At 62.8% G+C, this 19557-nt stretch carries 17 protein-coding genes and 1 riboswitch; of the genes, 5 read left to right on the top strand and 12 right to left on the bottom strand.

Annotated elements, in window-relative coordinates; translation table 11 throughout:
* Window position 1 precedes the first annotated feature (1 nt).
* The 12 genes from ASD64_RS15660 to ASD64_RS15605 all read right to left on the bottom strand — a co-directional run bounded on the left by ASD64_RS15660 (window position 2) and on the right by ASD64_RS15605 (window position 11540).
* The gene (locus ASD64_RS15660) at window positions 2-622 is read right to left on the bottom strand and encodes an NADH-quinone oxidoreductase subunit J (RefSeq protein ID WP_056106700.1); all 621 of its coding nucleotides are present in this window, start codon (window positions 620-622) and stop codon (window positions 2-4) included.
* A 168-nt stretch (window positions 623-790) separates the two neighbouring features.
* Entirely contained in the window at window positions 791-1282 is a 492-nt protein-coding gene (nuoI, locus tag ASD64_RS15655) for an NADH-quinone oxidoreductase subunit NuoI (protein WP_056106699.1), read from the bottom strand.
* Window positions 1282-2325, bottom strand: a complete 1044-nt coding sequence (nuoH, locus tag ASD64_RS15650) for an NADH-quinone oxidoreductase subunit NuoH (protein ID WP_056106698.1) — start codon at window positions 2323-2325, stop codon at window positions 1282-1284. The genes nuoI and nuoH overlap by 1 nt, the downstream gene beginning before the upstream one ends.
* Window positions 2326-2328: 3 nt before the next feature.
* Window positions 2329-4410, bottom strand: coding sequence for an NADH-quinone oxidoreductase subunit NuoG (nuoG, locus tag ASD64_RS15645; protein ID WP_056106696.1), 2082 nt, complete (start codon window positions 4408-4410; stop codon window positions 2329-2331).
* Between the two features lie 70 nt (window positions 4411-4480).
* On the bottom strand, window positions 4481-5191 hold the full coding sequence (locus ASD64_RS15640; RefSeq protein ID WP_056106695.1) for a hypothetical protein: 711 nt from the start codon (window positions 5189-5191) through the stop codon (window positions 4481-4483).
* A gap of 81 nt (window positions 5192-5272) precedes the next feature.
* Window positions 5273-6577 (bottom strand): NADH-quinone oxidoreductase subunit NuoF, encoded by a 1305-nt coding sequence (gene nuoF / locus ASD64_RS15635; protein ID WP_056106693.1) that lies wholly within the window; start codon window positions 6575-6577, stop codon window positions 5273-5275.
* A gap of 10 nt (window positions 6578-6587) precedes the next feature.
* A complete protein-coding gene (locus ASD64_RS15630; RefSeq protein ID WP_056106691.1) occupies window positions 6588-7811 on the bottom strand; it encodes an NADH-quinone oxidoreductase subunit E in 1224 nt (407 codons plus the stop codon).
* Between the two features lie 20 nt (window positions 7812-7831).
* Entirely contained in the window at window positions 7832-8794 is a 963-nt protein-coding gene (locus tag ASD64_RS15625) for an FkbM family methyltransferase (protein WP_082550009.1), read from the bottom strand.
* Window positions 8791-9981: an NADH-quinone oxidoreductase subunit D gene (locus ASD64_RS15620; RefSeq protein ID WP_056106689.1), complete on the bottom strand. Its 1191-nt coding sequence runs from the start codon at window positions 9979-9981 to the stop codon at window positions 8791-8793. The genes ASD64_RS15625 and ASD64_RS15620 overlap by 4 nt, the downstream gene beginning before the upstream one ends.
* Before the next feature lie 9 nt (window positions 9982-9990).
* Window positions 9991-10596: an NADH-quinone oxidoreductase subunit C gene (locus tag ASD64_RS15615; RefSeq protein ID WP_056107117.1), complete on the bottom strand. Its 606-nt coding sequence runs from the start codon at window positions 10594-10596 to the stop codon at window positions 9991-9993.
* Between the two features lie 6 nt (window positions 10597-10602).
* Window positions 10603-11184: a NuoB/complex I 20 kDa subunit family protein gene (locus ASD64_RS15610; RefSeq protein WP_056106686.1), complete on the bottom strand. Its 582-nt coding sequence runs from the start codon at window positions 11182-11184 to the stop codon at window positions 10603-10605.
* Complete coding sequence (locus ASD64_RS15605) at window positions 11175-11540, bottom strand: NADH-quinone oxidoreductase subunit A (protein ID WP_056106684.1); 366 nt, start codon at window positions 11538-11540, stop codon at window positions 11175-11177. Before ASD64_RS15605 ends, ASD64_RS15610 begins: the two co-directional genes overlap by 10 nt.
* 327 nt (window positions 11541-11867) lie before the next feature.
* Here ASD64_RS15605 and ASD64_RS15600 point away from each other — a divergent pair, with 327 nt between their 5' ends.
* The 5 genes from ASD64_RS15600 (at window position 11868) to cobG (ending at window position 19555) form a co-directional block, all read left to right on the top strand.
* Window positions 11868-13067: a winged helix-turn-helix domain-containing protein gene (locus ASD64_RS15600; protein ID WP_056107114.1), complete on the top strand. Its 1200-nt coding sequence runs from the start codon at window positions 11868-11870 to the stop codon at window positions 13065-13067.
* A gap of 29 nt (window positions 13068-13096) precedes the next feature.
* A riboswitch (cobalamin riboswitch) is annotated at window positions 13097-13301 on the top strand.
* Between the two features lie 36 nt (window positions 13302-13337).
* A complete protein-coding gene (locus ASD64_RS15595; RefSeq protein WP_056106683.1) occupies window positions 13338-13760 on the top strand; it encodes a DUF1636 family protein in 423 nt (140 codons plus the stop codon).
* Window positions 13757-14794, top strand: a complete 1038-nt coding sequence (gene cobW, locus ASD64_RS15590; protein ID WP_056106681.1) for a cobalamin biosynthesis protein CobW — start codon at window positions 13757-13759, stop codon at window positions 14792-14794. Before ASD64_RS15595 ends, cobW begins: the two co-directional genes overlap by 4 nt.
* Window positions 14795-14825: 31 nt before the next feature.
* Window positions 14826-18218, top strand: coding sequence for a cobaltochelatase subunit CobN (cobN, locus tag ASD64_RS15585; protein WP_056106679.1), 3393 nt, complete (start codon window positions 14826-14828; stop codon window positions 18216-18218).
* A complete protein-coding gene (gene cobG / locus ASD64_RS15580) occupies window positions 18215-19555 on the top strand; it encodes a precorrin-3B synthase (RefSeq protein WP_056106677.1) in 1341 nt (446 codons plus the stop codon). Before cobN ends, cobG begins: the two co-directional genes overlap by 4 nt.
* Window positions 19556-19557: the final 2 nt, after the last annotated feature.

Genomic DNA, 19557 nt, shown 5'->3' with positions numbered 1-19557 from the left:
ATCAGATGCCCTTCCCCGTCTCGACCTTGCGGACCTCGATGGCCTCTTCAAGCGTACGCGCGTTCTGGCGCGCGATATTCTGGCGCTTGACACCTTGCTTGTGGCGCAGCGTCAACACGATCGCACCGACCATGGCAACCAGAAGCACGATCCCGGCCATCTGGAAGAAGTGGATGTAGTCCGTGTAGAGAATATCGCCCAAGGCGGCCGTATTGCTGCGCGTGGCAAGATCGGGCACCGGCTGCGCCGCACCCGAGCCCAGTTGCGGCGACAGCACGTAGCCACCGGTGACGACAACCAGTTCGGCGGCCAGGATCAGTCCGACAAGCGCCCCGATCGGGGCGTACTGCAAGGCACCGCTCTTGAATTCGGCGAAATCAACGTCGAGCATCATGATGACAAACAAAAACAGCACCATCACCGCTCCGACATAGACGATGAGCAGGATCATCGCCAGGAACTCGGCACCGGCGAGCAGGAACAGGCCTGCCGCGTTGAAGAACGTCAGGATGAGGAACAGAACCGAATGAACGGGATTGCGTGACGAGATGACCATGAAGGCCGCCCCGACCGCGACAAAGGCGAAGAGGTAGAAAAAGACCGCCTCTAGTCCGTTAAGCATGGGTTCCCCCGGGTTTCCTTGTCCGGACGGAGGATAGGCCTCCGCCGGCTTTCTTTGCCTCGGTCCGCCTCCGGTCCCGAAGCCGCGTGTTCCTTAGACGAGGCATCCTGCCCCGTCCATCCGTCATTGCGCTTGCCCTCGCCGACGCGGCGATGAGCGAAGCACCCCTCATCGATACGGCGCATCCATTTCCATGTTGCGCGCGATCTCGCGCTCCCAGCGGTCGCCGTTCGCCAGAAGCTTGTCCTTATCGTAGTAAAGTTCCTCGCGTGTCTCGGTCGCGAACTCGAAGTTCGGTCCCTCGACGATGGCGTCCACCGGGCAAGCCTCCTGGCAGAAACCGCAATAGATGCACTTCACCATGTCGATGTCGTAGCGCACCGTGCGGCGTGTGCCGTCATTGCGGCGCGGGCCGGCTTCGATGGTGATCGCCTGTGCGGGGCAAATCGCTTCGCACAGCTTGCACGCGATGCAGCGTTCCTCGCCATTCGGATAACGGCGCAGCGCATGCTCGCCGCGGAAGCGCGGGCTGATCGGTCCCTTCTCGTGCGGATAGTTGATCGTCTCCTTGGGCGCGAAGAATTGCCGAAGCCCCAGGATGTAACCGGCGACGATATCTTTCAGGAGCAGCGACTTCGCCGCTTGGCCGAGCGCGGACATCAGGCAAATCCCGTAAGCTTGAGGAAAGCGGCCGTTGCCACGACCATGAACAGCGAGATCGGCAGGAACACCTTCCAGCCCAGTCGCATCAACTGGTCGTAGCGATAGCGCGGCAGGACCGCCTTGGCCATCGAGAAGATGAAGAACACGAAGCACACCTTGAGCACGAACCAGATGACGCCCGGAACCCAAGTGAAAGGTGCAATGTCCAGCGGCGGTAGCCAGCCGCCAAGGAACAGGATGGTGGTTAGCGCGCACATCAGCACCACGGCGACATATTCGCCGAGGAAGAACAGCAGGAACGCCGTCGACGAATATTCGACCATGTGGCCGGCCACCAATTCCGATTCCGCCTCGACCAGATCGAAGGGAGGACGGTTGGTTTCGGCCATCGCCGAAATGGTGAAAATGATGAACATCGGGAACAGGCCAAGCCAGTGCCAGTCGAGTAACGAGTTCGTCAAGCCAAGCCGCGTCCCCAGGCCGTCCTGCTGCGAAAGCACGATGTCGGTCAGGTTCAGCGATCCCACGCACAAAAGCACGGTGACGATGACGAAGCCGATCGAGACTTCATATGACACCATCTGCGCAGCCGAACGCAGCGCGCCAAGGAACGGGTACTTCGAGTTCGAAGCCCAGCCGCCCATGATCACGCCATAGACTTCGAGCGAAGAGATGGCCAGCACATAGAGGATGCCGACATTGATGTTGGCAACCGCCCAGCCTTCATTGACGGGGATTACCGCCCAGGCCGTGATTGCCAGAACGGCGGAAACCAGCGGCGCCAGCAGGAATACGCCCTTGTTGGCGCCCGATGGAATGATCGGTTCCTTGAACACGAACTTGAACAGGTCCGCGAAGGCCTGGAACAGGCCCCATGGCCCGACCACGTTGGGGCCGCGGCGCAACTGCACAGCCGCCCAGATCTTGCGGTCAGCGTAAAGGACATAGGCCACGAAGATCAGCAGAACGACGATCAGCACGACCGACTTCAAGAGGATTATCAGTGCCGGCAGCACGTAGAAGGAGAAGAAAGTGTCCATGTCCTATTCCGCCGCCTGCTTGAAGCCGCCCTTGGCGAGCGCCGAGCATTCGGCCATCACCGCCGAGGCGCGTGCAATCGGATTGGTCAGGTAAAAATCGCGCACCGGCGACACAAAACCTGCCTTGTTGAGCCGCCCGCCGACCTTCGCCAGCTTGGCGACGTCATCCACATCGCCTTCCTCGATCCGGTCGATGCGCGCAAGGTGCGCATGATCCGCATAGAGCCTGGCACGCAATTGAGCCAGTGAATCGAACGGCAGCTTCTTGCCAAGCACATCCGACAGAGCCCGCACGATCGCCCAGTCCTCGCGCGCTTCACCCGGCGCGAAGCCGGCGCGGTTGGTCTGCTGCACGCGCCCTTCCGTGTTGACGTAGGTGCCCGACTTCTCGGTGTAGGTTGCAGCCGGCAGGATCACGTCGGCACGATGCGCGCCCGCGTCGCCGTGGGTGCCGACATAGACGACAAAGCTGCTGGCAACCTTGCTCATGTCGAGTTCGTCGGCGCCGAGCAGGAATAGTATATCCGTTCCGGCCAGCATGCCGGCAACGTCCTTGCCGCCTTCGCCCGGCACGAAACCGATGTCGAGGCCGCCCACCCTTGCGGCGGCGTTATGCAGCACAGCAAAGCCGTTCCAATCCGGCCGAACGGCATTGACCGCCTTGGCAAGTCTGGCTGTCTGTCCGAGCACCGCCGCACCGTCCGTGCGTGCCAGCGCGCCCTGGCCGACAATGATCAGCGGCTTTTGCGCCTTCTTCAGCGCCTGGAAGAACTTGCCGTTGCCATCAGCCACATCCTTGAGGCTTTCAGGCCCTGCCCCTAGCGCTTCATAATCGTAACGCAGGTCACCGAAATCGCCGATAACGCCGATCGGCAGCGGGCTGGCGCGGAACCGCTTGCGGATGCGCGCATTGAGCACCGACGCTTCGAAGCGCGGATTGGAGCCAACGATCAGGATGGCATCCGCATCCTCGATGGCTTCGATGGTCGGATTGAAGATATAACTACCGCGGCCGTGCGCCGGGTCGAGCGCGGCACCGTCCTGGCGGCAATCGATGTTGCTGGAGCCGAGTGAGGCCATCAGTTGTTTCAGCGCATACATTTCCTCGACCGCAGCAAGATCGCCGGCAATCGCGCCGATCCTGTCCGGTGCCGCCTTCGAAAGGGCATCCTTGATCGCACCAAAGGCGTCGGCCCAACTCGCCGCCACGAGCTTGCCGTCACGGCGTACATAAGGCCGGTCAAGGCGCTGCGTGCGCAATCCGTCCCAGATGAAGCGGGTCTTGTCCGAAATCCATTCCTCGTTCACCTGCTCGTTGATGCGCGGCAGGATGCGCATGACTTCCCGGCCGCGGGAATCGACGCGGATGGCCGAGCCGACAGCGTCCATTATGTCGATGGATTCGGTTTTGGTCAGTTCCCATGGCCGCGCCTGGAAGGCGTAAGGCCGCGCAGTCAGGGCGCCGACCGGGCAAAGGTCGATGACGTTGCCCTGCAGTTCCGAGGTCATCGCCTGTTCGAGATAGGTGGTGATCTCGGCATCCTCGCCACGGCCGATCAGGCCAAGCTCGGAGATGCCGGCCACCTCGGTGGTGAAGCGCACGCAGCGCGTGCAATGGATGCAGCGCGTCATGATCGTCTTGACCAACGGCCCGATATACTTGTCCTCGACCGCGCGCTTGTTCTCATGAAACCGCGAGGAATCCATGCCGAAGGCCATGGCCTGATCCTGCAGGTCGCACTCACCGCCCTGGTCGCAAATCGGGCAATCGAGCGGGTGGTTGATGAGCAGGAACTCCATCACCCCTTCACGGGCCTTCTTCACCATCGGCGTGTTGGTGAAGAGTTCCGGCAGTTCGCCGTTCGGGCCAGGCCTGAGATCGCGCACGCCCATGGCGCACGACGCCTGCGGCTTCGGCGGCCCGCCCTTCACTTCAACCAGGCACATGCGGCAGTTGCCGGCAATCGACAACCGTTCATGGAAGCAGAAGCGCGGCACTTCCGCACCCGCCTCTTCCGCCGCCTGCAGCAGCGTATAGTGGTCGGGTACTGTTATTTCTTTCCCGTCGACCTTCAGCTTTGCCATGTCGCCTCGAACCCTGTCGGCCTCTGCCGCAATTCCTGTTGCGGGCGCGGCAATCGCGCCCGGCTTCACTTCAATGTTTCGCTTGCCCGCCAGAAAGCGCCGCAGCCTGCTTTGTCCAGCCGTCGCGGTCGATGCGGCCCTTGAAGCCGAGCGTGTCGTCCACCCAGGCAATCTCTTGCGCATTCCACGCGGCGATCTGCCCAAAAGTCCAGATGCCGAGGCCATTCAACACCGTCTCGAGCTTCGGCCCGATGCCCGAAATCGCCTTCAAGTCGTCAGGCATCGCCGGCTTTCCCATGCCTGTCGGCTGCCGGAAATCTTCCGGCATGAGTTCGCTTCCAATCGGTGCTTCAACGGCAGCTACAGTTTTCGCGTCTCGCGCGACGGTAGCCGCTGCCTTTGTCTCGGTTTCGTTGATTTCGTTGGCAAAAGATTGCGCCTCCGCCATCAGCGTCTTGGCAGTTGCGCGCGCCTTGGTCGCCGGCGCCTTGCTCGCCGGGGCAGAAAACCTGTCGCCTACGCCCCCATCATCCGTCAAAGGTTGCATCAACCGTTGTGAAGCCTCGGCGGCACCGGTCAGCGCGCCAAGCCACATGCCGAACGCCTGGCTGGCCAAGCCGACGCCAAGCGCCGACATGGCTGCAGCACCAGCCGCAGGGTGCACGAACAGGTTGATGGCGCTGGCCATCTCCTTCGGCATCGCATTGGTCAGGTTTTCGTTCATCTTCTCAACGTCGTTCAAATCGCTCTGCAAATAGTCAGGTCCGGGAAACATCGACATTTCAGCTCTCCTGTGTCGTTCCGTTCCGTCTACCCTCGTTGCGTTTCCTTGTTTTCGGACTTTTACCCGCACTTTCGAATCTTATTCGGCTGCCGCAAGCACCGGCTGAACCTGATGCGCATTTCGGGTGAACTCATCGATGCGCCGCTCGATCTCCGGACGGAAATTGCGGATCAGGCCCTGCACCGGCCACGCCGCCGCATCGCCCAGCGCGCAGATGGTGTGGCCCTCGATCTGCTTGGTCACGTCGAGCAGCATGTCGATCTCGCTTTTCTGCGCTTGGCCGCGCACCAAGCGTTCCATCACGCGCCACATCCAGCCGGTGCCCTCGCGGCATGGCGTGCACTGGCCGCAACTCTCATGCTTGAAGAAGTACGATAGCCGCGCGATCGCCTTCACGATGTCCGTCGACTTGTCCATGACGATCACGGCAGCCGTGCCAAAAGACGACTTCTTTTCGCGCAGGCCGTCGAAATCCATCGGGCAGTCGATGATGTCTTCGGCCTTCACCACCGGGCACGATGCGCCGCCGGGGATCACAGCCAGCAGATTGTCCCAGCCGCCGCGAATGCCGCCGCCATGCGTCTCGACCAGTTCGCGGAAGCTGATGCCCATGGTCTCCTCGACCGTGCAGGGTGTGTTGACATGGCCGACCAGCATGAACAGCTTGGTGCCGACATTGTTCGGCCGTCCGAAGGAGGAGAACCATGCTGCCCCGCGCCGCAGGATCGTCGGCGCAACCGCAATCGATTCGACATTGTTGACCGTCGTCGGACAACCATAGAGGCCGACATTGGCCGGGAACGGCGGCTTCAGCCTTGGCTGACCCTTCTTGCCTTCGAGGCTTTCCAGCAGCGCCGTCTCCTCGCCGCAGATATAGGCGCCGGCGCCGTGGTGCACATAGATGTCGAAGTCGTAGCCGTTCTTGTTGTTCTTGCCGATCAGCTTGGCGTCATAGGCCTCATCGATGGCCCGTTGCAGCGCCTCGCGCTCACGGATGAACTCGCCGCGCACATAGATGTAAGCGGCGATCGCGCCCATGGCGAAACCGGCAAGCAAAGCGCCCTCGACCAGCGTGTGCGGATCATGGCGCAGAATATCGCGATCCTTGCAGGTTCCCGGTTCGGATTCGTCCGCGTTGATGACGAGATAACTCGGGCGCCCGTCGCTCTGCTTGGGCATGAACGACCACTTCAATCCGGTCGGGAAGCCGGCGCCACCGCGTCCGCGCAGACCGGACGCCTTCATCTCGTTGATGATCCAGTCGCGGCCCTTGTCGATGATCGACTTGGTGCCGTCCCACGCGCCGCGCGCCATCGCGCCCTGCAGCGAGCGGTCGAACCGGCCGTATATGTTGGTGAATATGCGGTCCTTGTCCTGAAGCATCGTTCGTCCCTCAGACCGGCTTCTTGCCGAAAACGCGGATGTATTCGGCGACGCCACCCTTGGCGAGCGCCTTGGCCTGCTTTACCCAATCCTCGCGCTCGACGCGCCCATGGAAATTGAGATAGCCGTCGACCCAGTCGCGCTCCGCCTTCTTCCACGAAGCGACCTGTGCAAACGTGAAGATACCCAGTTCGTGCAGGATCCTCTCGTTCTTCGGCCCGACGCCGGAAATCAGCTTGAGATCGTCAACCGCTGCCGGCTTGGTGATCCCTGCCGGACGGTTCTTGTCCTCGAGCGAAGGCTTGGCGGCTGCCTTGGCCTCAGGCGCCTTGAATGCGGCAACAGGCTCGGCCTTAACCTTCGGTCCGCTGCGCTGCTTGACGGCACCCTCGATCTTGCTGGTCGCCTTGTTGGCATTGGCGGCGGAGTGCGCCGGGGCGGAAACGCTCGCGGCTTTCTCGGCAGCCGGCACGACTTTCGCCTTCGATGGCGTCTTCAACGCCGGGCTGGTTTCGGGCGCATCGGTCTTCGGCTTGGCGGCATTGGAGGGCGCAACGGCAGCCTCATTTCCGGCTCTAGCGGCAGCCTTGATCTCGCGGTCGCGGGTCGTCTTCAGTACGGCCTTCTCGTCGCGAAGCGACGTGAACCCGCCGATCGGCGCGGAATAGACACGGTCGGTCTGCGGGCCCGTCTTGACGTCGGCCCCCTTGCCGGCCTCGAACGCGTCGATGATCTCGGCGAGCCTTTCGGGCGTCAAATCCTCGTAGCTGTCCTTGAAGATCATCACCATCGGCGCATTCACGCAGGCGCCCTGGCACTCCACCTCTTCCCACGACAAGGTGCCGTCCCGGTTGGGTTGAAGCGGCTCGGGATGAATCTTCGACCGGCACACGTCCATCAGTTCGCCTGCGCCCATGATCATGCAGGGCGTGGTGCCGCAAACCTGGATATGGGCGCGCGTGCCGACCGGCTTCAACTGAAACTGGGTGTAGAAAGTCGCGACCTCGAGGCCACGGATATAAGGCATGTCGAGCATGTCGCAGACCGCCTCGATGGCCGCCTTGGTCACCCAGCCGTCCTGTTCCTGCGCCAGCATCAAAAGCGGAATGATCGCCGATTGCTGGCGGCCCTTCGGATACTTCTTGATCCATTGCTTGGCCGACGCCGCGTTCGCCCTGTTGAAGGCAAAACTCGCTGGCTGGACTTCTGCGGCGGCTAGTCTGCGAACTGTCATCTTCTGATCCTGGCTCCGCGTCAGTGCAACAGCGTTGCCGCTTCGAGGCGCTGCAACCAAAACGGGCTTCTGCTTGCGATCATGTCGTAGCCTGTGCGGCGGGACTTTTTGATCCGGTTCAATTCGTCGGCGGATTTCAATTCCCTGGCCCTGTCTCCGCCCAGCCAGAACACCCGCAATTTCATCTGGTCGAGAACATGACGCGTCGTCTCATGCTTCGGGTCCGATCCGTGTTCTTCATAGATGAACACCGTGTCGCCCGCTAAAAGCCGCTCTCCACCCTCCAGCGCAGGCACCTCCACGCCTTCGACGTCGAGCTTGACCATGAACTTGTCCAGCCCCTCGAAGACCGGCATGGCAGCAAGGTCGTCCAGCGAGACCGTCTCGTTCTCGAATAGCACGGTCGCATCACCCTCAGGCGCAACCGTCGAGCGGGCCTCGTGCTTGCGGCCGTAAATCTTGACCGCGTCGCCGGTCACCCTGCCGATGGCCCGGTTGAGGACGACGAAGCGCTCGCCGTTGAGTTGCCAATTGTCCTCAAGCCGGCTGTAGGTGTCGGGTGCAAGCTCTATCGCAACCGTCTTCCTGGCCCCGGCGCGCAGCCCCGATGCCAGGATCGACCAGTAGCCGTGGTTGGCCCCACCGTCGATAAAGCCGAACTCCACGTCGCGCGACAGATCGACGAGCGCATGCAGCGCCCGCTCGTAAGGATAGTTCCGGCGCAGCAGGACCGACCAGTAAGTGTCGCAATACGCAACGCGCATGCGGCAGTCGGGGTCGAGCACGAACACCATGGAACGCCTGCTGGGCAAGACCGACCGTACGGCGCGGGCGATGTAGGAAATGCCGAAACTGTCGAACGGGCGCAGGACGGTAAGAGCAGCACGCAGCGCGGCAATAGCCGTCCGCTCGACGGCATTCGCATTGTCGATACGCCCGCTTCGGGCATCGATCACGATATCGTCCGCCGTAGCTGCCATCATCTGTCGACCTCGCCGAACACGATGTCGAGCGAGCCGAGAATGGCGGTCACGTCGGCGAGCATGTGGCCGCGGCACAGGAAATCCATGGCCTGCAGATGCGCAAACCCCGGCGCGCGCAGCTTGCAGCGATAGGGCTTGTTGGTGCCGTCCGAAACCAGATAGACGCCGAACTCGCCCTTGGGCGCTTCCACCGCTGCATAGACCTCACCCGCCGGCACCTTGTAACCCTCGGTATAGAGCTTGAAGTGGTGGATCAGCGCTTCCATGGAGCGCTTCATCTCGCCTCGCTTGGGCGGCACCACCTTGCCGTCAAGGTTGGAAACCGGACCGGTGCTCTCCTTGCCAAGCAGCAGGTCGACGCACTGGCGCATGATCCTGGCCGACTGGCGCATCTCTTCCATGCGGACCAGGTAACGGTCGTAGCAGTCGCCGTTCTTGCCGATCGGAATGTCGAATTCGAGTTCCGAATAGCACTCATAGGGCTGCGATTTGCGCAAATCCCAGGCAGCGCCCGAGCCGCGCACCATCACCCCCGAAAAGCCCCACGCCCAGGCATCCTCCAGCGACACCACGCCGACGTCGGCATTGCGCTGCTTGAAGATGCGATTCGGCGTCAACAGCACGTCGAGGTCGTCGACCGACTTGAGGAACGGATCGATCCACTTGCCGATATCTTCGATCAACTGCCGCGGCAGGTCCTGATGCACACCGCCCGGACGGAAATAGGCCGCATGCATGCGCGAACCGCTGGCGCGTTCGTAGAACACCATCAGCTTTTCGCGTTCGACAAAGCCCCACAGCGGTGGCGTCAGCGCGCCGACGTCCATCGCCTGCGTCGTCACATTGAGAATGTGCGACATGATGCGGCCCATTTCGGAATAGAGCACGCGGATCAACTGGCCGCGCTTCGGCACTTCGATGCCCAGCAACCGTTCGGCAGCAAGCGCGAAGGCATGCTCCTGGTTCATCGGCGCGCAATAGTCGAGCCGGTCGAGATAGGGCACCGCCTGCAGATAGGTCTTGTGCTCGATCAACTTCTCTGTACCGCGATGCAGAAGCCCGATATGCGGATCGACGCGGTCCACCACCTCGCCGTCCAGTTCCAGCACAAGGCGCAAGACGCCGTGTGCGGCCGGATGCTGCGGGCCGAAGTTGATATTGAAATTACGTACCGAGGTTTCAGCCATGCCCGTGCCTCAGTTCGTCTTCGCTTTCTCATCACCCGGCAGCACGTAGTCCGTGCCTTCCCAAGGCGAGAGAAAATCGAAATTGCGGAATTCCTGCTTCAGTTCGACGGGCTCGTAGATGACGCGCTTGGCCTCGTCGTCGTAGCGGACCTCGACAAAGCCGGTCAGCGGGAAATCCTTGCGTAGCGGATGGCCCTCGAAGCCATAGTCGGTCAGCAGCCGCCGCAGATCCGGATGGCCGGAAAACAGCACGCCATAAAGATCGTAGGTCTCGCGCTCGAACCAGTCGGCGCCCGGATAGACGCCAGTGATCGACGGCACCAGCGTGTCCTCGCCCGCCTCTACCTTGACGCGAATACGCAGGTTCTGCTTCGGCGACAAAAGATGGTAGACGACATCGAAGCGCTTGGCTCGGGCAGGATAGTCGGCTCCGCAGACATCGATGATCGATATGAAACGGCACTTCGCATCGTCGCGCAGGAAACGCACGACATCGACGATATCCGCCGCCTTCACCGTAAGGGTCAGTTCGCCATAGGCGATGACGCTTTCAAGGATGTCGGCGTCGAGCTCGTCCTTGATATGCTCGGCAAGGGTGTTGAGTGCTTCGCTCATCATCGCTCACCGCTCGATCGTGCCGGTACGGCGAATCTTCTTCTGCAGCAGAAGAAGGCCGTACATCAACGCTTCCGCACTGGGCGGGCAGCCGGGCACATAGATGTCCACAGGCACGATGCGGTCGCAACCGCGCACCACCGAATAGGAATAATGGTAATAGCCGCCGCCATTGGCGCAGGAGCCCATCGAGATGACGTAGCGCGGCTCCGGCATCTGGTCGTAGACCTTGCGCAGCGCGGGCGCCATCTTGTTGGTCAGCGTGCCCGCCACGATCATCACGTCGGACTGGCGTGGAGACGCGCGCGGCGCGATGCCGAAGCGCTCGCTGTCGTAGCGCGGCATGGCAGAGTGGATCATTTCCACGGCGCAGCAGGCCAACCCGAAGGTCATGTACATCAGCGAGCCCGTGCGCGCCCATGTAATCAGCGCCTCGGTCGAGGTAACGAGGAAGCCCTTGTCGGCAAGTTCGTCATTGATGCCGACAAAGAACGGATCGTCGGACCCGACAGGTTTTCCCGTGCTTGGATCGAGAATGCCTTTGGGCCGCGGAGCTACCAGCGTGCCGGAACCGTCGCTCAATCCCATTCGAGCGCCCCCTTCTTCCACTCATAGGCAAAGCCGATGGTCAGCACGCCAAGGAATACCATCATCGACCAGAAGCCGAGCATGCCGATTTCACCGAAGGAAACCGCCCATGGAAACAGGAAGGCCACCTCGAGGTCGAAGATGATGAACAGGATCGACACCAGGTAAAACCGCACGTCGAACTTCATGCGTGCATCGTCGAACGAATTGAAACCGCATTCATAGGCGGACAGTTTTTCCGGATCGGGATTGCGATATGCCACCAGAAAAGGTGCGACGATCAGGGCCAGTCCCACGACCAGCGCCACGCCGATGAAAATCACGATCGGCAGATACGAACTCAGCAATGCGTTCATGCTGCGACTTTCCGTTAGCGGCTATCCGCCTGAAGCTATAACAGCAGGCCCTGATACGGAAGCGCGACAGTTAATCGCTGAACCGCCCACCGGTCCCATGCTGCAACGCGGCGAGGGTTAGCGCAGGCGACTGCCCGAAGCAAGTCAAACCTTGGCCGCAGAATGGCGTCGAGCCGCGGATGCGGCAAAACGGGTCAATCCGGCTCTCGTTTGGTTTCCTTCACTTTTTACTCCACTTTTACTCCTGACATCATCGCAGCGGTTTCGCTGCTAGGATGAGCGGAATCAATGCTTCTCATCAATTGCCAGCATCGCCGATCAAAGCCCATGAAAGAAACCTTTTCGCCCTCACAGGCCCGCCGCATCGCACTTGCGGCGCAAGGCTTTGCCCTACCCCGTCCTGCTGGCACAATCGACCGCAGGCACCTGACACGAACACTGTCCCGCACCGGCCTGTTGCAGATCGATTCCGTCAGCGCCGTGGTGCGCGCCCACTATATGCCCCTTTACTCAAGGTTAGGCCCGTATCCGCTTTCCCTGCTCGATGGCGCCGCTCAGTCGCGCAAACGGCTGCTGTTCGAATATTGGGCCCACGAGGCTTCGCTGTTGCCCGTCGAAACCTATCCATTGATGCGCTGGCGCATGCAGCGCGCCGAACGCGGCGAGGAGATGTATGGTGGCCTGGCGAAATTCGGGCGGGAACGGGCCGACTATATAGAAGGGATCTATCGTCAGGTCGTATCCCGCGGCCCGATCGCCGCATCCGACCTCGACGGGCAGAAAGGTTCCGGCGGCTGGTGGGGCTGGAGCGATGCCAAGCACGCCTTCGAGTGGCTGTTTTGGGCAGGCCGCATCACGACCGCCTATCGGCGCGGTTTCGAACGTCTGTACGACCTGCCTGAACGTGTATTGCCGCCGGCAATCCTGAAACTGCCGACCCCCTCTCCTGCCGATGCGCACCGCGAACTGTTGCGCATCTCGGCGCGCGCGCATGGCATCGCCACAGTCGGTTGCCTGCGCGACTACTTCCGGCTTTCGCCCGCCGATATCAAAGGGCGCATCGAGGAATTGGTGGAAGAGGGCGAACTGATCCCGGTCCGCATCGATGGCTGGGCAAGGCCTGCCTATCTGCACAAGGATGCCCGCCTGCCGCGCCGGATCGGAGCACGCGCCTTGCTTGCACCGTTCGATCCATTGGTGTTCGAACGCACCCGCGCCGAAAACCTGTTCGGTTTCCGCTACCGCATCGAAATCTACACGCCGGCTGCCAAGCGCCAGTACGGCTACTATGTGCTGCCCTTCCTGCTTGGCGACAGGATCGTCGCCCGCGTCGATCTGAAAGCCGACCGCCCCGCCGGCGTCCTGCGCGTCCACGCAGCCTATGCCGAACCGCACGCGCCACCCGGCACAGCCCCCGAACTGTTCGCGGAACTGCAACTCATGCAGGGCTGGCTCGGCCTGGAGCGGATCGAGGTTACGCCCGCGGGCGATCTTGGCCCGTCGCTCGCCGCCATCAAACCGTCGTAACCACGCGTTGACACGCCCGCCCTCTCAAGCCTAAATCCCGCAAAGACGGTCTCCTCTCCAAAAGAGGGGAGCTAAGAGGGAATGCGGTGCGGGATCTTGCGATCTCAAATCCGCGGCTGTCCCCGCAACTGTAAGCGATGAGCCGAGCCGAACACCACTGGGCAATGCCCGGGAAGGCGGCAGCAAGGCAACGACCCGCGAGCCAGGAGACCTGCCGTCTGCATGTAAGAATCCGACCGCCTGGCGGGTGTCCCGGGCAAGGAGCGCGTATTGGATTTCGACGGTGATTCTCCTGACGGAAAAAATGGCTGCCGCTCCGGCGGGGCTGCCGTCACGGTTGTCGTGTGCACCACCTGCCGCGACGAAACCGGCTCGGATACGCAACCCCGCGCCGGCGAATTGTTGGCGGAAAGCGCGCGGCAGGCAGCCGCCGGCAGTGCCGTCGATGTTCGAACCGTCGAATGCCTTGGTAACTGCAAGCGCCGCCTGAGCGCTTCTGTCCTGCGCGACGGCAGTTGGAGCTACGTCTTCGGCGACCTCGCACCGACGAACGGTGCCGACCTCATTGCAGGTGCGGAACTGTTCGCCGCCAGCCCGGATGGGCTCATGCCCTGGCGGGGCCGGCCCGATTGCCTCAAGCGCGGCCTTGTCGCCCGCATTCCCCCTCTCGATTTGTTGAAGGATCGATCATGACCGCCACAGCAACGCGCGTGCCCTGCACTGTCGTCACCGGTTTCCTCGGGGCAGGCAAGACGACGCTGATCCGCCACCTGCTCGAGAACGCCAGGGGCAAGCGCCTCGCCCTCATCGTCAACGAATTCGGCGACATCGGCGTTGACGGAGAAATCCTCAAGGGCTGCGGCATCGATACCTGCCCGGAAGAAAACATCGTCGAACTGGCCAATGGCTGCATCTGCTGCACCGTGGCCGACGATTTCGTGCCCGCGCTCGACCAGATTCTGTCGCGCACGCCAAAGGTCGATCACATCCTCATCGAAACCTCCGGCCTTGCCTTGCCGAAACCGCTTGTGCAGGCCTTCCAGTGGCCGACGGTCAAGAGCCGCGTCACCGTGGATGGCGTCATCGCCGTGGTCGACGGCCCGGCTCTTGCCGCTGGCAGGGTCGCGTCCGACATGGAAGCTCTCGCCGCCCAGCGCGCCAATGACGGTTCCCTCGACCATGACGATCCAGTCGAAGAGGTCTTCGAAGATCAGGTCGCCTGTGCCGATCTCATCATCCTGTCGAAGGGCGACCTGATGGATGCGGACGGCTCGGCCCGCGCCAACGCCATCATCAACGAACACATCACCCACGCCGTAAAGATCGTTCCCTCGGTTCATGGCAAGGTCGATCCATCGGTTTTGCTCGGCCTCGGCCTTGCAGCCGAAGACGATATCGAGAACCGCAAGTCGCATCACGACGGCATGGGCGATCATGAGCATGACGACTTCGATACCTTCATCGTCGACGTCCCCTCTGTCTCCGACCCGGAAGACCTGGCCAGGCGCGTCGCGACGGCAGCGGAAAAAGAAAACGTCCTGCGCGTCAAGGGTTTCGTCGAAGTCAGCGGCAAACCGATGCGCCTGCTCGTCCAGGCTGTCGGACCGCGCGTCAACCACTATTACGACCGTGCCTGGACACCGGGAGACCAGCGTCGCTCGCAGCTCGTCGTCATCGGCCTGAAGGGACTCGACCGCCCGGCCATCGAAAGGATACTGGTGGGATAAAGATGTACCGCTCAGCAGTCGGGATGTAGCAATGCATATCCTGACCACCACTTCCGCCTCGCTCGACGCAATCGCCGAGCCGGTCGATCTGCGGCAGACGCCGGCGGATGTGGTTGCCTTGTCATTCACCGACAGTGACCTGGCTGGTCTGGCATCCGCCTGGACGGCTGAGGCAGGCAGTCTGCCATCCATGCGCCTTGCGGCGCTGCGCGATCTTCGTCACCCGATGTCCGTCGATCTGTGGATCGACAGCGCAGCCCAGCACGCCAAGGTCATTTTGGTGCGTATCCTCGGCGGCTACGACTGGTGGCGCTATGGCTGCGACCAGCTTGCATCCCGCGCGCGCGCCAGGGGCATCAAGCTCGCCCTTCTTCCCGGCGAATGCCGCGATGAGGATTTGCGCCTGATTGAAGCCTCGACGTTGCCGCGCGAAGAACTCAATCGCCTGCTCGATTATTTCCGCGAGGGCGGCCCCGCCAACATGCAGGCACTGGTGCATCGCCTCGCCTGGCTTTCCGGCCAGGCGGCGCAGCCTGCCGATCCGGTGGAAGTTCCCAAGGCCGGCTACTACGAACCGGGGCTCGGCGTCGTCCCCACCTCCCCCTTGCGGGGAGGTCGGACCAGAGGCCCGGGTGGGGGTAGATCGCCAAGTGCCGACCACCCTGCACCCGTCGTCCCCATCCTGTTCTACCGCTCGATGCTGTTGGCGGCCGACATCGCGCCTATCGACGCGCTGACGGCTGAACTAAGACAAAGCGGGATCGCAGCCTTACCGATCTTCGTCTCCAGTCTTAAGGATCGTGCCTCGCTCGCCTTCGTGGAAGCAGCCTTTGCAGCGCACGCGCCAACCGCCATCGTCACAGCCACGGCATTCGCATCGGGCGCGGAACCGGGGGCCGAAACGCTGTTCGACCGCGCCGGCGTGCCCGTCTTCCAGGTTATCGTTGCAACGACCAGGCGCGACGCATGGCAGACTAACCAGCGCGGCCTTGCCCCGGCGGACCTCGCCATGCACGTCGTGCTGCCCGAACTCGACGGCCGCATCCTTGCTGGCGCAATCTCGTTCAAGGCCGAAAGCGAATCCGATCCGGCACTGGGCTTTCGCGCCTATGCCAATCGCCCTGAGGCGGATCGCGTCGCGCAGGTCGCGCGGCGCATCTCCAATTTCGTCGGTCTGCAAAACACGCCGCCAGCCGAGCGCCGCATCGCGATCCTTATTCCCGACTATCCAAGCGCGCCGGGACGCACCGGATACGCGGTTGGCCTAGACGTGCCCTCCAGCGTTATCGCCATGCTGCATGATCTCAAGGAAGCGGGCTATACGGTTGATGGGATTCCACAATCGCCACGCGCCTTGCTGGAATTGGCCGAGCGCAATGAAGCCTCCCTGGATAGAGGCACTTACAATGAATTGTTCGGCACGCTCCCCGCCTCTGCACGTGAAGCGGTCCAGGCCGCCTGGGGACAGCCGGACAATGTCGCGAAGGAAACGGCTCCGAATTTCGCCTTCCGAGCGGCGACCTTCGGCAACGTCACCGTTGCCCTCGCACCCGATCGCGGGAGATCGGCTGACCGCCGCTCGGATTATCACGATCCAACGCTGCCGCCGCGCCATGCCCTCATCGCATTCGGTCTTTGGTTGCAAAAATCGGTCGACGTTCATGCCATCGTCCATGTCGGCGCACATGGAACGCTGGAATGGCTGCCGGGTAAGACGGTTGCACTCAGCGAAGCCTGCTTTCCCGAGATCGTTACAGGCTCCCTGCCGGTCGTCTATCCCTTCATCGTCTCCAATCCCGGCGAGGCTGCCCAGGCCAAGCGGCGCATCGCAGCCGTGACGCTCGGCCACCTGCCGCCGCCTCTTGCCGAAGCCAGTCTCGACGAAAACCAGCAGCGGCTTGAACGGCTTGTAGACGAATACGCCCAGGCCGACGGGCTGGACCGCCGCCGCCGCGACCGCCTCGCCAAGCTTATCGTCGAGACGGCAAGCCAAACCGGTCTTTCCGTCGAGGCCGGCGTCGCCAGCTCCGACGCGCCCGATGAAGCGCTGCGCCGCATCGATGCCTGGCTTTGCGACCTCAAGGACTTCGCCATCAAGGACGGCCTCCACATCTACGGCCGCGCCGCGGAAGGCGAAGCGGACCCGCTCCGCCGGCAAAGCGCCACCTGCGAGAAAGCCGCCCTCCTTGCCGCACTCGACGGTCGCCATATTCCCGCCGGCCCTTCCGGCGCACCTGCGCGCAGCCGCGCCGACGTGCTGCCCACCGGTCGCAACCTGTTCACCGCCGACCCGCGCACCATGCCGACCCCGACCGCCTTCGACCTCGGCAAGGCGGCAAGCGAGGAAGTGGTAACGACTTACCTCCAGACCCATGGCGACTGGCCACGCTCGCTGGTCATCGACCTTTGGGGCTCGGCCTCGCTGCGCACCGGCGGCGAGGAGATCGCCCAGGGCCTCGCCCTCATGGGCTGCCGCCCGCAATGGGACGCCGCGACGGGCCGCGTCACCGGCATCGAAGTGCTGCCTCCTGCCGTTATTGGCCGCCCACGCATCGATGTCACGTGGCGCATATCGGGCCTTTTCCGAGACATGTTCCCGACCCAGATCGCCCTGATCGACGCCGCCGCCACTGCAGTCGCAAGCCGGGACGAGGACGATGCCGAAAATCCGCTCGCTGCGCGCACGCGCGCCGATGGCAAGGTCAGCCCTCGCATCTACGGCTCGTCGCCCGGCACTTATGGCGCCGGGCTCGAAGAAATGCTTGCCAGCGGCGACTGGCAGGCGCGCGAAGAACTCGGCCGCGCCTATCTGGAATCGGCCTCGCATGCCTATGGCGGAGCCGAGGGGGAAGGCGTATCCGCACCCGGTGCCTTCGCCCACCGTTTGGCGGATGCCGATCTGCTCGTCCATACCGGCGACGATCCGGGCCGCGACATCCTTGAAGGTTCCGCCGATGTCGCCTTCATCGGCGGCTTCACCGCAGCCTTGGCAGCGCTTGGGCGCAACGCCGATGTCGTCGTTCTGGACACGACCGACCCGCAAAAGCCGAAGCCGCGCTCCATCGCTCAGGCGGTTGGCCGCGTGGTGAGGGCGCGGGCCGTCAACCCTCGATTCATCGCCGGCCAGATGCGGCACGGTCCGCGCGGTGCCTCCGAATTCGCTGAAACCGTCGATCGCCTTGTCGGTTTCGCCGAAACCACCCATGCCATTCCAGGTAATCTGATCGAGGCCGTGCATGACGCCTATGTCGGCGACCCCGCCGTGCGCGCCTTCCTGCTGCGCGAGAATCCTGCCGCGGCGAAGGTGATCGCCGAACGCTTCCTGTCCGCACGCCGGCGTGGGCTGTGGCATCCACTGCGCAATTCGATCGACGACGATCTCGCGTCCCTTATCGCCGAAGCACAGCGAGGAATGGCAGCATGAACGCCATGTCCCGACGCGGCGCCTGCCCGACCCTTTCCGCACCGATGCAGACCGGCGACGGCCTGCTGGCGCGGCTCAATCCGGTCGCTGGAGGACTTTCCCCCAAGGCCTTGATCGGACTCTGCGAATCCGCCCAGCGCCACGGCAGCGGCATCGTCGAAGTGACTGCGCGCGGCAGCCTGCAAATCCGTGGCCTGACACCGTCATCGGCCAACCGGCTCGCCCGCGAAGTCGATGAACTCGGCATCGCCGTACGTTCCGGCGTTCCCGTCGAGACCGGGCCTTTGGCAGGCATCGACCCCTCCGAGGTCGTCGATCCGAGCCCGCTTGGCGATCGCATCCGTGCCGACATAACGGCTGTTGGCCTAGCTGAACGGCTTGGTCCAAAAGTGTCGGTCGTGGTCGATGGCGGCGGTCGTCTCGCGCTTGATGCCTTCATCGCCGACGTGCGGCTGGTGGCTCAGCGCCATAGCGACGAAACGGTCTGGCAACTTGCAACCGGTGGAGACGCTGCAACCGCCATGCAGCACGGATTTGTGTCCGGAGACGCCGCCTGCGATGCGGTGATCGCCATTTTGCAAGCCATTGGAGAACTCGGAAAGGAAGCCCGCGCCCGAGATTTGGACGCCACCCGGATTTCCGAAACCATTGCACATCTAGATGGTCGGGAGCACCAGCCAAACCGCATCACGCGTGTAATTCACCAGAGTCCACTAAGTGCCATCCCCCTCTCCAACGGCACACTTGCTCTCGCCATCGCCTTGCCATTCGGTTCGACGCCGGCCGGCGCACTGATTGATCTTGCCCGTGCCGCACTTGCGGAAGGCGTGACGGACATAAGACCGGCCCCAGCGCGCGCGCTGTTGTTCCCCGGCTTGGGCCATGACGCTTTTCACCGCCTTCGGGAAGCGGCCGTCACTCTCGGATTTGTCACTGATGCCAGCGATCCGCGCCTCTACATTGCGGCCTGCCCCGGCGCTCCAGCCTGCGCATCGGGGAAGGTCGAAACGCGCGCCATCGCCGAACATATCGCCGCCACGCAGGCCGATTTGCTCGACGGCACCTTCACGTTGCATGTTTCCGGCTGCTCCAAGGGATGCGCCCACCCTGCCCCCGCCGCGCTTGCCGTGGTTGGCTGCGACTGGGGTGCCGGGCTTGTCGTCAACGAAAAGGCATCAGCGCTGACGCCCGACAGCGCGTCTTGCAACGATGCCCGGCGCGGCCTTGCCCATATCGCTGATCTCGTTCAAACCTCGCGACGCCCAACCGAGACCGCCGCCGCCTCTCTCGCCCGGCTCGGCTCGATCGCCATTGAAACAGCTTACCGGCAGGAATGAGC

The sequence above is a fragment of the Mesorhizobium sp. Root157 genome, assembly GCF_001427385.1.
Taxonomy (GTDB): domain Bacteria; phylum Pseudomonadota; class Alphaproteobacteria; order Rhizobiales; family Rhizobiaceae; genus Mesorhizobium.
Note: the sequence above shows the minus strand (reverse complement) of the source record. Positions and strands in the feature narration are given on the sequence as shown.

Bases quoted from the DNA above. Each gene is read 5' to 3' on its own strand.
- ASD64_RS15660 (WP_056106700.1), bottom strand. From the start codon at position 622: ATGCTTAACGGACTAGAGGCGGTCTTTTTCTACCTCTTCGCCTTTGTC.
- ASD64_RS15605 (WP_056106684.1), bottom strand. From the start codon at position 11,540: ATGAACGCATTGCTGAGTTCGTATCTGCCGATCGTGATTTTCATCGGC.
- cobW (WP_056106681.1), top strand. From the start codon at position 13,757: ATGACCGCCACAGCAACGCGCGTGCCCTGCACTGTCGTCACCGGTTTC.
- ASD64_RS15625 (WP_082550009.1), bottom strand. From the start codon at position 8,794: ATGATGGCAGCTACGGCGGACGATATCGTGATCGATGCCCGAAGCGGG.
- ASD64_RS15640 (WP_056106695.1), bottom strand. From the start codon at position 5,191: ATGTCGATGTTTCCCGGACCTGACTATTTGCAGAGCGATTTGAACGAC.
- cobN (WP_056106679.1), top strand. From the start codon at position 14,826: ATGCATATCCTGACCACCACTTCCGCCTCGCTCGACGCAATCGCCGAG.
- nuoH (WP_056106698.1), bottom strand. From the start codon at position 2,325: ATGGACACTTTCTTCTCCTTCTACGTGCTGCCGGCACTGATAATCCTC.
- nuoG (WP_056106696.1), bottom strand. From the start codon at position 4,410: ATGGCAAAGCTGAAGGTCGACGGGAAAGAAATAACAGTACCCGACCAC.
- cobG (WP_056106677.1), top strand. From the start codon at position 18,215: ATGAACGCCATGTCCCGACGCGGCGCCTGCCCGACCCTTTCCGCACCG.
- ASD64_RS15600 (WP_056107114.1), top strand. From the start codon at position 11,868: ATGAAAGAAACCTTTTCGCCCTCACAGGCCCGCCGCATCGCACTTGCG.
- ASD64_RS15610 (WP_056106686.1), bottom strand. From the start codon at position 11,184: ATGGGATTGAGCGACGGTTCCGGCACGCTGGTAGCTCCGCGGCCCAAA.
- nuoF (WP_056106693.1), bottom strand. From the start codon at position 6,577: ATGCTTCAGGACAAGGACCGCATATTCACCAACATATACGGCCGGTTC.
- ASD64_RS15615 (WP_056107117.1), bottom strand. From the start codon at position 10,596: ATGAGCGAAGCACTCAACACCCTTGCCGAGCATATCAAGGACGAGCTC.
- nuoI (WP_056106699.1), bottom strand. From the start codon at position 1,282: ATGTCCGCGCTCGGCCAAGCGGCGAAGTCGCTGCTCCTGAAAGATATC.
- ASD64_RS15630 (WP_056106691.1), bottom strand. From the start codon at position 7,811: ATGACAGTTCGCAGACTAGCCGCCGCAGAAGTCCAGCCAGCGAGTTTT.
- ASD64_RS15620 (WP_056106689.1), bottom strand. From the start codon at position 9,981: ATGGCTGAAACCTCGGTACGTAATTTCAATATCAACTTCGGCCCGCAG.